Below are 12,350 nucleotides of genomic sequence, written 5' to 3'. Positions count from 1 at the left end.
TATAAAGTAAAAGTATAAAAAGTAAAAATGAAAACGAAGCTTATTGCTCCATCCCTTTTATCTGCAGACTTTGGGAATCTGCAAAGAGATATTGAAATGCTAAACAGATCTCAGGCAGATTGGTTCCATATTGATGTAATGGACGGTAGATTTGTCCCTAACATTTCATTTGGTTTTCCTGTGATGAAAACAGTTCAGCAGCATGCTAAAAAATTCGTGGATGTTCACCTGATGATCGTGGAACCTGAAAAATATGTTGATGAATTCATCAACCATGGTGCGGACCTTGTATCTGTACATTATGAAGCATGCACTCATCTTCACAGAACCATCCACCATATCCAAAGTAAAGGGGCAAAGGCAGGGGTTGTTTTAAACCCATCTACTCCTGTTCTCATGCTTGAAGATATTATTGCAGATGTAGATCTTGTTTTATTAATGAGTGTAAATCCCGGATTTGGAGGACAGAAGTTCATTGAGAATACTTACAAAAAGATTGCTGAAACAAAAGATCTTATCTTAAGCAACAACTCTACAGCACTTATTGAAGTAGATGGCGGTGTTAATCTTGACAATGCTTCTAAACTTTTCGAAGCCGGAGCTGATGTTCTGGTTGCAGGAAATGCAGTATTCTCTGCTGAAAGCCCGGAAAGAACTATTGAACTTTTGAAAATCTAAAAAGGACATAAGTGTAAACACACAAAAGGCAGCTTCATTAGAGCTGCCTTTTCAATTTGAATCTGAGTCGTCCTGGTTATTAATTTTTTTTCAAAATTTTTCTATGTCTTAGATTTCTTCTTACTAACAACACAAAGTTCTGTATAAAATACATTCCAGTCAATCCGTAGAAATACGGAATTTAAGTTCGAGTATTTTTACCTAATATAAAAATTACATCTATAATTCTTTATGCCAGATACAAGCACAAACCAGTAATATTATACTGACTACCGAAAAACCAGTTCTTATATTATTCAGAAAATTCCATCTGCTTTCAAAATTTTCACGCATTTGCTTAATCGCTTCAACGGCAGAACCGGAAATATCAAATTGATCCAGTTGGTCATTCATAGGAACATTCCCTACCACTGTAACCCCAAAAACTCCTATCAGATAAGCCAATGTAGCCAATAAAAGAAAAATAAAAACCGGTTGTTCTCCCCGAAAAAAGAAAGTAGACACAGGGAGAAGAATTGCAGTGCCCATAAAGCTCATAAAAAATACAGGATTCAGTATTTCGCGGTTGATATTTTGCATTGCCTTCAGATATTCCGCATCAGGCAATTTTCCTAATCCTAAGACTACAGAACATGAATATGCATAGAAAAGCCCAGCAATAAGTGCCATCAATACAGCTGTTATGATTAATAATAGAGTTGTCATTTTCATATAATTTGGTTTGTGGTTATTAGAGAATCATTCTTCAATAGGGATTCCATTTTTTAATGATATTCTGAGCGGTAAGAATCATCTCCGGATCCCAGTCTTTTGTTTTAAAATAATGGAATTCATGATTTTTAATAGAGGCAACTCCGGCATTGTCAAATAAAAGTTTTGTTAACAATGTTTGCTCTTCATTCAGAATCATATCTTCTAAAGGAGTTTTTTGAAATTGCACTTTTTTTTTATTCCAGAGGTCTTTATTCACTCCCTCCCAGTCAGATGAATCTATCAGTGTTCTGACCTGTGCAAAATCATCCAGGAAACTTTTCTTTTTTTCTTCTGTATTAATAGTGTGCCCCAGCCTTTCAATGATAATATATTCCAGGTTCTTGCACTGGAACACAACCGAAGAAAGTATAGACAAAATTTCTTTAGGAATCGCATCATCATGAGTATCTCTCCTTACCGGTGTCTTACTGTATACACTTTCCTGCCAGCTGCCTCCTGAGAGATGAATTTCCCTGACTTTATTCAAGGGATACAGTTTGATGATATCCCGCATATCAACATTGAAATTACAAGATTGACAATAGATATTATGAAGATCAAGAATCAGGAATCCATCAATATCTTCCGTTAATTTATCAAGAAATACGCCCTGCTCAGTTACGTCATCCAATGAAAATGCAAAAGCAAGATTTTCTATTCCTACAGGAACCTCTACAGCATCTTGCAACCTGTACAGTCTGTCTTTTCCAATTTCTAATGTTTTAGAATGCAGACATACCGGCAGTGGTACTCCCTGATGAAAATTTTCGGTATTCATGAAACCGAAATGTTCCGTAATATGTTTGTATTTTCTTTTATGAAACTCTTCTTTTAATTTTTCCAGCCAAAGCTCTTGTCTTTCAGTCCATAGAGCATCAAATAATGAATAATAGACTCCATGCCCGATCAAACGATTGTTTTCGGAATAAAAATTAAGCAACTCACTCAACCAAACAGGTTCTTCCGTATTATAGAACGTATCGAACGACCATTCAAGCACTTCAATAGAATTGCTTTGTAATAAAGGCAAAACAGCTGAAATAAACTCAGATTCTGCCATCATGGATAATCCTAACAGTGGCCTTCCCATACTCTACCCCATTCCACAGGCTGGACAAGAAAAATGACTAAGCTTAACTGTATCTTTTTTAACAATAGCTTTAGGGGTGGTTGGTTTAGGTTTTTCCGGGCTTTCAGGAGCCGGAGCCACTTTTTTAACTTTCTTTATAGGCTTTTTAGTTTTTGCAGCAGGTTTTGTAGTTTGTGCAGAAACTCCTACCGCTAATAAACTTGCCATTAATAATGCTGGAATTTTCATAATGCTTTTTTTAAAAGAATTTTACAATAAATGTTCCATTTATAAAAATACAATAATAAAAAACCTTTTGATAACAATTATCAGCAAATATTAGAAACTATTTTATATTGTAATGTTTTCTTTATTTATATTTAATGGTAAATAAATCTATATATGAAAATCAGTCTGATTAAAGCTGTTTTCCTTGGATTGATATTATGCGCACATAGCATCGACACAAAGGCTCAAACAGTTGACAACAGCAAAAAAATGGAATGGTTTAAAAATGCAAAGCTGGGTATTTTTATTCACTGGGGAATCTATTCTGTCAACGGAATTTCCGAATCCTGGTCATTTTTCAATAATTATACTAATCACGAAAATTATATAAAACAGCTGAATGGTTTTTCAGCTTCAAAATATCAGCCAGAGCAATGGGTCAATCTTATTAAGGAATCCGGAGCAAAATATACTGTCATTACAACCAAACATCATGACGGAGTCTCATTGTGGAACACCAAGGCAGAAAAAGCGACAAGCATTCCTCAAAACTCTCTGGCAAAAAAGAATGTTCTAAGCCCTTTTATTTCTGCTCTGAAAAAGTCAGGGTTAAAAACAGGACTTTATTTCTCATTACCGGATTGGAGCCATCCGTATTATGATATCAACACCCGCATAAAAAAGCGTTACGAAATAAAAAATGAATCATTACGCTGGCAAAATTTCATCAACTATTATCAAAGTCAGCTTAATGAACTTTCCGCCCAATACTCCCCGGATCTTCTTTGGTTTGATGGAGACTGGGAACATACTTCTGAGGAATGGAAAGCTACTCAAACCTTGGATTTACTCAAAAAATACAATCCTAATATTATCATCAACTCAAGGCTCAACAATCATGGGGATTATGACACACCGGAACAGGGTATTCCGGTAGTTCCGCCACAAAATCCATATTGGGAACTTTGTTATACCATGAATGATTCCTGGGGATATCAGCCATATGACAAAAAGTACAAGACTTCCAATATGATTGTCAGAACACTGGCAGATGTGATCAGTATGGGAGGAAATCTTTTGCTTGATATTGGTCCGAAATCAGACGGTACCATTCCGGAGGAACAGATTGAAATTCTTAAAAACCTTGGACGCTGGACAGCCAAAAATCAGCATGCCATCTACGAAACGACCCGCGGAATTCCTTTTGACAACTACAAAGGGAAATCATCTCTGTCAACTTCTAAAAAATCTTTATTTCTTTATCTTGACGAAAGCAAAACCTTCACAAAGATCTATGGATTGGCAACAAAACCTCTTTCAGTAAAAATCATTGGAGATCCATCCGCTGTTGTTAAAATAGATTATAATACTGAAAAAACTCTGACTTTGAACTTCTCCAACGTAAAATTTGACAAAGATGTTACTGTGGCAGAAGTTATTTTCGACAATCCTCCTGTATTTCTGAAAGATTTTAAGAAGGAAGAACATTCTCTTGCTGAAATATTGGAAATGAAAAATACTCAGGAAGCCGTTTATGATATAGCCAATGCCCTGAACGATAATCATAATCTATTAACCCAGGATGGACTGACCCAGGACGGACTTGACATGAAAATAAAAAAAACGCCTAAAACAAACCCAGACACCCAGCAATGGATCAGCAAACATGCAGAGGCTTTGTTTGAGACAGGAAAAGGACTACCTGAGGGTCATTTCTCAGGAATAAGTGCCATATCGAAAGACAAACAAACGCTTTATCTTTTTGTGGAGGGAACTCCTACCGGCCCAATTGCTTTAAAAGGAATAAAAAATGACATAGCCAGAATAAGAATCGTAGGCGATGGCAGTATGCTTACCCATACGATTTACAATAAACTTTACTGGAGTGACCGACCGGGAATTATTTACATTGATATCCCAAAAGAAAGGCTGGATCAACAGATGACTGTCATAGCCGTTTTGCTTAATAAGCCTGTTGAATTGTACAGAGAAAATGTAGGAGCTCTTGAAAACAACCTGTAATACACTCTGAAATAAGAATTCATATAAAACAAAATCCGGAGAATAGTTTCTCCGGATCTTTTATGGTGTAAGAAATTCTCTTAGAAAATCTCTCTTCCTGAAAAATGGAACTGAGCTTCGATTAATGCATTCTCGTTAGAATCTGAACCGTGAACAGCATTTTCTCCGATGCTTCTAGCAAACATTTTTCTGATTGTACCTTCTGCTGCTTCTGCAGGATTAGTAGAACCGATTAATGTTCTGAAATCTTCAACTGCATTGTCTTTTTCTAAAACTGCAGCTACGATTGGACCAGAACTCATGAACTCAACTAATTCACCATAAAATGGTCTTTCAGCGTGTACTTCATAGAATTTTTTTGCATCAGCAACTGTAAGCTGAGTCAATTTTAAAGCTTTGATTTTAAAACCTCCTTCAGCAATCTTACCCAATATTGCACCGATATGTCCGTCAGCAACTGCATCGGGCTTAATCATAGTGAATGTAATGTTAGACATAAATGTATATTTTTTTAATGGTGCAAAATTACAAAAAATATCTTTGATTTTTATTTTATTTTTTTTTAACATAAAAATAACTTTTATTAAGAAATCATGAACCGCCGTTTGGCACAGTAATTGTTAATTCTATTACGATTCTCATGTTTAATTTGAGTTTTCATGGTTATTAGTTTTTACCCAGCTTCGGCTGGGTTTTTTATTTGCAAAAAATCAATGTTTTTTTTGATAATTTGATAAATTTGAAAACCATATAAAAGTATATTAATATAGTATTGCTTCCATTTCAATCAATGAAATAATTGATATTTTTATTTTTTTATTTCAATAGATTTTGATATAAAAAAGTGGAGTTATTACACAAATAATCCATGCCAAAAGTAGAGTTATTACAACAACTCATTTATTTTTTACTCTTAAAAAATGAAAAACAGGTTCCTGAAATTATCTTTTATATCTTTTTCAGAAAAAATTATGAAGATTAAAACCTGACATAATTTTATAGATATAGAATCAGTACAATAATAAAAAAACCTTCATATTATTAATATGAAGGTTTTTTATTTGATAAAGGTATTTACAATTATTTTTGAGCCGCTTCTTCTGCTTCGTCCATCAGCTTTATATAGGTTGCATAACGGGAGTGCTCAATTTCTCCGGTTTCAAGAGCATCTATTACGGCACATTTCGGTTCATTGATGTGTAAACAATTATGAAACTTGCATTCTTCTCTTTTTTTGAATATTTCGGGGAAATAATGCTGTACTTCTTCTTTTTCAATATCAATCATCGCGAATTCACGAACCCCTGGAGTATCAATAACATTTCCACCAAAATGCCAGAAATGCATTTGTGCAAAAGTAGTGGTGTGTTTTCCTTTTAGATGAGTATCTGAAATTTCTGAAGTCTTTAAGTTTAATCCAGGTTGTAAAGCATTAACCAAAGTAGATTTCCCACATCCTGAATGTCCGAAAAATACAGAAGTTTTATCTTTCAGCATTTCCTGAAGCTTATCCAGGTTCAGTTTTGAATAGGATGAAATTTCCAAAGTATCATACCCTATTTTCTGATAATCAAATTCAACCTCTTTTACAATTTCAATTTCTTCTTCATGTAAAACATCAATCTTATTGAAAAGAATTAGTGGGGTTATATTGTATGCTTCACAGCATGCCAGAAACCTATCCAGAAAACCTAATGAGGTTTCCGGGTGCTTCAAGGTAAAAATAAAGCAGGCTAGATCAATATTGGAAGCAATAATATGAGCTTCTTTTGAAAGGTTAACAGATTTTCTGATCAGATAATTCCTGCGTGGTTCAATCTTCGTAATCCATGCAATATCATCCTGTTCCAGCTGAAATTCCACAAAATCTCCTACAGCAAGTGGATTGGTAAGTCTTGTTTTAATCAATTTGAATTTCCCCCTGATTCTGGCCTCGAAAATTTTATTTGTTTCCAATTCCAAAACCTGGTACCAACTGCCTGTAGATTTAATGATTTTTCCTTTCATAGATAATATGGTGCAAATATAAGAAATTAGGGCTTAGGGTTGAGAATATAGGAGAAAACAAATGTTCCGATTTCCTAAATTCTTTTTCCCTAAGCCCTATTCCTATTATCAGCAATTATGATTTAGTTCTTATCAATCATGATACTGTTCTGTACTTCAATAGATTCTTCGTGAATCGCTTTGAATACTTTCTCAATAAAATCCTGAGACATTCCTGTTTCTTTTGCTTTTTGAGTCGCGTATTCTGTAATTACTTTCCAACGTTCAGGCTGGAAGATCGCGATATCATTTTCCTTTTTAAGTTTTCCGATCTTTTCTGAGATTTTCATTCTTTGAGAAAGAAGCTCAATTAATTGGAAGTCAAGATCAGAGATCAGCGTTCTGTGTCTTCCCATTTCACCTTCGAAACCGGCAAGGTTGGTACTTCTAACTTTTAGGTTCCCGATCAGCTCTGCCAATACTTCAGGAGTAATCTGCTGTGCCGCATCACTCCATGCTTCATCAGGATTAGAATGCGTTTCGATAATAGCCCCCTGGTAACCCACGTTAAGTGCTTCCTGGGTAATATCCGCCAATCCTGTTCTGTTTCCACAAATGTGAGAAGGGTCAATCAGCATTGGAATATTTGGAAACTGGCTTTTGAAATCAAGAGCGATCTGCCAGTTAGGGTTATTTCTGTATTTTGTTTTTTGGTATGTTGAGAATCCTCTGTGAATCACTCCCAGGTTTTTAATATCCTGACCTAAAAGTCTTTCCAATGCTCCCGCCCATAAGGCAAGATCCGGATTTACAGGATTTTTAACAAACACAGGTTTATCTGTTCCTCTTAAGGCCATTGCTATTTCCTGTACTGTGAAAGGATTTACCGTAGAACGAGCACCAATCCAAAGAACATCCACATCAGCTTCTAAAGCAGCAAATACGTGGTGCGCATTGGCAACTTCAGTTGCTGTTTTGAAACCGTACTCTTCCTTTACTTTTTTTAGCCAGTTCAAACCGATCACTCCTACTCCTTCAAAACCATTAGGTTTCGTCCTAGGCTTCCATATTCCTGCACGGAATACTGATACCTGAGCATTGGATTCTTTAATTCTTCTCGCTGTTTCAAGCATCTGAGCTTCACTTTCTGCGCTACATGGTCCTGCAATCATTAATGGCTGTGTAAGCCCATCAATCCACTCGTTTTTTAAATCTATTAAATTCATATTCTAAATTTTATTGTTTTTATATTTTTTGTTAAGTTCACAGCAATAGCCCTTTGATTATAAAATTTAATTTATAATTCTTTTCAAAAAATGCCGTTCAAAATTGTTTAAAGGAATCAGGAAAATAAAAGGGCTCTACTTCTCCTGTATTTTTTGGAAAGAAATTTTATTAACAGTACCAATAAAATCGGTAATACGTTCTAAAATTTCTAAAATAAGAAGCAGAAAAACTAAAATAACCGCTAAAATAATTAGCGGGTGCAAAGAAAGACAGATATGTATTAGATAATTTTTCCATTTTGTTCTGGAAATGTCTTTGTTTTAGCGTTTCTTACTATAATTTGTTTTTGTTGAAAAGTTATTTTCAGCAGAAAACTTTGGCAAATATATAAAAATTATGTCAAATCAAACTTCATTAAATCATCAAGATCTTTCAAAAGTGGATTTTTCTCTATAAATTTTTCGTAAATTTTTCTTTTGGTAACTACCTCAATCTTCAGATTTTCAACGTCTCGCACGTATTCTACCACAATTGAATAATTCTGAACTTTTCTTCTGAAATGATTAAAAAATTCTCCACTTATTTTATCAAATTCCACTTTTGCAGAGTCAGAAGGGAACAAAACCCTGATCTTATTCTCCTCTTTTTTCTCAAGCTTAAATGTTTTTACTGCATTAAAAACAAAATTGTTTTTAATCTGTAGCTGCTTAAGCATAATCTTCCATTCTGCCAGAAGATCTGTATCTGTAAAATGATTTTTAGGAAGATGATCGGTCTTCACAGCAACATCTTCTGCCACTTCAGTTTTCTCTTCTTTATTTAAAAAGGAATTGATACTAAAACCTGAAGAGACTCCTGGTCTGGATAAAGGTTTTGTGGTTTTGCTAATAACAGCAGCCTGAACATTTTCTGCTTGTACAGTTTGTTCTGTTTTAACGGGCTCTTTTTTCTCCTGAACTTTTTCAGGAATTTTTACTTCCTGCTTCTCACTGAGAAACGGAGCCAGGATCAGGAATTTTTTTTTTTAGCAACGTCTGAATTAGCAGTCAGCGAAGCCAATTGCATTAATGCAATCTCAACAGTAAGTCTTGGGTTCTTGGAATTTTTATAATTAATATCCGCGTGGTTGCAAATCTCAATACCATCAATCAGTTGCTGGGCGGCCCATTTTTGTCCCTGCTCCACAAACTTAGATTTCGTCTTCTCTCCTACTTCAATAAGATCTATGGTTGAAGCATTTTGAGCCATCATTAAATCTCTGAAATGATTTCCAAGACCGGCAACAAAAATATGAGGATCAAAACCTTTTTTAACAATATCATTAAAAGCGGAAAGAACTTCTGGTATTTTGTTTTCCTTGGCAAGATCTACAATATTCAGATATTGATCGTAGTCTAAAATATTCAGGACTTCTGCAGCTTTTGCCAGCGTGATATTTCTCTGAGAGAATGTAGAAAGTCTGTCGAAGATAGAAAGTGCATCTCTTAATGCACCATCAGCCTTTTGAGCAATCAGATACAAGGCGTCATCTTCGTATTGGATATTTTCTTTTTGAGCAATATTTCTCAAATGTCCCTGAATATCTTCAATCATGATTCTTTTAAAATCATAAATCTGACAACGGGATAAAATGGTTGGAATAATTTTGTGCTTTTCCGTAGTTGCCAAAATGAAAATGGCATGAGCTGGCGGTTCTTCCAAAGTCTTAAGAAAAGCATTGAAAGCGGCAGAAGACAGCATATGAACCTCATCAATGATATATACTTTGTATTTACCAATCTGAGGTGCAAAGCGTACCTGGTCTATCAGTTCCCTGATATCATCTACAGAGTTATTGGATGCAGCATCCAATTCATAGATATTATAAGCAAAGCCATCTTCTGAAACAGAGCCGTCTTTCTCATTGATTTTTCTTGCTAAAATTCTGGCACAGGTCGTTTTACCCACACCACGAGGACCGCAGAAAAGCAATGCCTGAGCAAGCTGGCTCTCTTCAATTGCATGTTCTAAAGTATCTGTAATATGAGATTGTCCTACAACTGTGTCAAACTCTTGAGGACGATATTTTCTTGCAGATACTATAAAATTTTCCATTGGTCAAAAATAAGAAATATAGTTTTAATTTGAAAATTAAAAGTTTTCAAATTATCCACAAAAACTTATTTTTGGTCCAATCAGAAAACTTTTAATTATCATTTTTTTGTATTGTAGTAATGATCTATAATCTCTACGATAACTTTTTTCACTTCATCTCTTCCTTCGTCAGTTCTCATATCAATACCACAGAACTCTGTCCCGTTGTATGCAGGGAATAGATTCAGATAGTAAACTCCTGCTGCGATTAAAGCTAACATGGCTCTAACGTTGGTAGCATTTTCCCCAAAATAAGGATCAGTCACATTTTCAAATAAATTAGCAGCTACATCTTCTCTTTGTTTGAGGATATTTTTAAGGATTGGTTTACTTTCAGAAAGTTGCCAAAGAATAATTTTCTGGAGTTCTTTATTCTTTTTAAGATTCTCAAACTGCATAAGAATTCCTTGAGTTAAAGCATCTTTCCCTTTACCTACATGTATTTCTTCTTCAATATCCGGGCTGAATTTACTCCAATAATCCTGAGATTTGATATATTCATCAATCAGCTTATCTGTACTTCCAAAGTATTCATAGATAAGCTTTTTATCAAAACCGGCTACTGCTGCAATCTTACTTACTTTCAGACCAGCATACCCTTTTACTCTCAAAATTTTACCCACTGCTGCGAGCAGTTTTTGTTTGGTTTTTTCTTTGTCCCTAATTGGGCCCTGCACTACTTTTCTAGGCATAATTTATTATTTTTTTGCAATATGCATTTTTTTATTAATATCATCAAAGACATTAAGTGTTTTGTCGAGATGTTCTTTCTCGTGTCTTGCCGTTACACTCATTCTGATACGTGCATCTTTTCTGGCGACGGCCGGGTACATAATAGGATTTGTATACACTCCATTTTCAAGTAATATTCGTCCTACATCCCACATTTTATTCTGATCTCCAATTTTCACAGGAATAATTGCAGAACAGGTAATACCGGTATCTAGACCTAAATCATTAAGTCCCTTTTTAAAGTAATTAATATTATCCCATAGTTTCTGTTGCCAGAATGGTTCTTCATCAATCAAATCAATTGCTTTTAAAATTCCGAAGGAAGATGGTGGAGGGGTCACTGAGAAAATATGCTGACGAGACTGGAACTTAAGAAATGATGCAATTTTTTTATTTGCAATCACATATCCTCCCAGGTTACCGAAAGTCTTGCTGAATGTTCCTGTCATAAAATCTACTTTATCAAATAAGGCATCATCTTCTAAGGCTCCCCTTCCGGTTTCTCCTAAAACCCCTACTCCATGTGCATCATCTACCATCAGATAAGCGTTGTATTTTTTAACAAGATCACAAATTTCCTTAGCGCGCGAAGTATCCCCTTCTTGAGAGTACACTCCATCCACGATAACAAGCTTTGTACGGTACGTATTTTCAGATACCTTCAAAATGTGTTCCAAAGCTTCCAAATTATTATGAGGAAATGTTTTTTTATTTGTAAAAGCACATCCTTCATGCACACTTGCATGTACCCCCATATCTAAAATTGCAATATCTTCCTTCTGCATTAAAATCTGTAAAGTGGCGCTATTAGCTGCATATCCGGAAGTAAAAAGAACTACTTCATCATCATTTCTTCCGAAAAAGTTTGCAATTTTTTTCTCTATTGCATTATGATAATCAAAATACCCACCAATAAGAGGTGATGCTCCTGTACCTGTTCCATATTTTTCGATTCCTTCAATAGCAGCCAATTTTACTTTCGGGTGTTGTGTCAGCCCTAAGTAATCGCTGGTTACAAAGCTTACATACTGTTTATTCTGGTTAGCAATATCAATATTTAATATTGCATCGGTACCCGATGTATTTTTCAGTCTGTAATTCATGTGGCCTCTAGATTTCATCTCATCTAGAAATTCATAAAAATAATCTGCCCTTTGAGCAATATCGTAATCTGGGATATTCTCAAAATCTTTAAATGTTGCGGTTGCAAAATCAATATTCATCCTAAGTTATTTAGTGGTGTTTCTATCTAGCAAATATATAATTATTAAAAGGGCATCAGGAGAATAATATGATTAAAAAAATAATTAAAGACTATCATTTTCCGCCCCAATTTATCTACATATCAGCTAATTTTTCAATTTTTGATTTAATTAATTTTCTAGATTTAAATTTAACAAAAAAAATAAATCCATAAAGTAATATAAATAAAGAAATCGTAAAAAAACCTCACACTTAATACAACCATCTCATTTATAAAAGATTATTTTCTCAATAATTTATAAATTGAATAATATTATAC

At 34.6% G+C, this 12,350-nt stretch carries 12 protein-coding genes; 2 read left to right on the top strand and 10 right to left on the bottom strand.

What is annotated here, in order from left to right:
- Positions 1–27: 27 nt before the first annotated feature.
- The gene (gene rpe, locus NBX25_RS15650) at positions 28–678 is read left to right on the top strand and encodes a ribulose-phosphate 3-epimerase (RefSeq protein WP_065397539.1); all 651 of its coding nucleotides are present in this window, start codon (positions 28–30) and stop codon (positions 676–678) included.
- 219 nt (positions 679–897) lie between these two features.
- Here rpe and chrI read toward each other — a convergent pair whose 3' ends face one another.
- The 3 genes from chrI to chrA are packed head-to-tail and all read right to left on the bottom strand — an operon-like array spanning position 898 to position 2,749.
- Positions 898–1,383: a chryseobasin maturation helper ChrI gene (gene chrI / locus NBX25_RS15645; protein ID WP_250254318.1), complete on the bottom strand. Its 486-nt coding sequence runs from the start codon at positions 1,381–1,383 to the stop codon at positions 898–900.
- A gap of 40 nt (positions 1,384–1,423) precedes the next feature.
- Positions 1,424–2,521 (bottom strand): MNIO family chryseobactin maturase, encoded by a 1,098-nt coding sequence (gene chrH / locus NBX25_RS15640; RefSeq protein WP_250254317.1) that lies wholly within the window; start codon positions 2,519–2,521, stop codon positions 1,424–1,426.
- 3 nt (positions 2,522–2,524) lie between these two features.
- Positions 2,525–2,749 carry an MNIO class RiPP chryseobasin precursor ChrA gene (gene chrA, locus NBX25_RS15635; protein WP_123860486.1) on the bottom strand — a complete coding sequence of 75 codons (225 nt, stop codon included), beginning with the start codon at positions 2,747–2,749 and terminating at the stop codon, positions 2,525–2,527.
- 153 nt (positions 2,750–2,902) lie between these two features.
- On the opposite strand from chrA, the gene NBX25_RS15630 reads away from it, so the two are divergent.
- A complete protein-coding gene (locus NBX25_RS15630) occupies positions 2,903–4,750 on the top strand; it encodes an alpha-L-fucosidase (RefSeq protein WP_250254316.1) in 1,848 nt (615 codons plus the stop codon).
- Positions 4,751–4,830: 80 nt separating this feature from the next.
- On the opposite strand, the gene NBX25_RS15625 is transcribed toward NBX25_RS15630, so the two are convergent.
- From NBX25_RS15625 to NBX25_RS15595, 7 genes are all read right to left on the bottom strand, one after another.
- Entirely contained in the window at positions 4,831–5,247 is a 417-nt protein-coding gene (locus tag NBX25_RS15625) for a nucleoside-diphosphate kinase (protein WP_048507564.1), read from the bottom strand.
- A 583-nt stretch (positions 5,248–5,830) separates the two neighbouring features.
- Positions 5,831–6,757, bottom strand: coding sequence for a ribosome small subunit-dependent GTPase A (gene rsgA, locus NBX25_RS15620; protein WP_250254315.1), 927 nt, complete (start codon positions 6,755–6,757; stop codon positions 5,831–5,833).
- 122 nt (positions 6,758–6,879) lie between these two features.
- Positions 6,880–7,962, bottom strand: coding sequence for a chorismate mutase (locus tag NBX25_RS15615; RefSeq protein WP_123907928.1), 1,083 nt, complete (start codon positions 7,960–7,962; stop codon positions 6,880–6,882).
- Positions 7,963–8,357: 395 nt separating this feature from the next.
- Entirely contained in the window at positions 8,358–8,762 is a 405-nt protein-coding gene (locus NBX25_RS15610; RefSeq protein WP_228412825.1) for a DUF8439 domain-containing protein, read from the bottom strand.
- A 209-nt stretch (positions 8,763–8,971) separates the two neighbouring features.
- Positions 8,972–10,057, bottom strand: coding sequence for a DNA polymerase III subunit gamma/tau (dnaX, locus tag NBX25_RS15605; RefSeq protein ID WP_123907929.1), 1,086 nt, complete (start codon positions 10,055–10,057; stop codon positions 8,972–8,974).
- 98 nt (positions 10,058–10,155) lie between these two features.
- Positions 10,156–10,788: a TetR/AcrR family transcriptional regulator gene (locus NBX25_RS15600; RefSeq protein WP_250254314.1), complete on the bottom strand. Its 633-nt coding sequence runs from the start codon at positions 10,786–10,788 to the stop codon at positions 10,156–10,158.
- 6 nt (positions 10,789–10,794) lie between these two features.
- Positions 10,795–12,051, bottom strand: coding sequence for an aminotransferase class I/II-fold pyridoxal phosphate-dependent enzyme (locus tag NBX25_RS15595; protein WP_123907931.1), 1,257 nt, complete (start codon positions 12,049–12,051; stop codon positions 10,795–10,797).
- Positions 12,052–12,350: the final 299 nt, after the last annotated feature.

This window comes from Chryseobacterium sp. Marseille-Q3244, assembly GCF_940807095.1.
Classification (GTDB): Bacteria; Bacteroidota; Bacteroidia; order Flavobacteriales; family Weeksellaceae; genus Chryseobacterium.
Note: the sequence above shows the minus strand (reverse complement) of the source record. Positions and strands in the feature narration are given on the sequence as shown.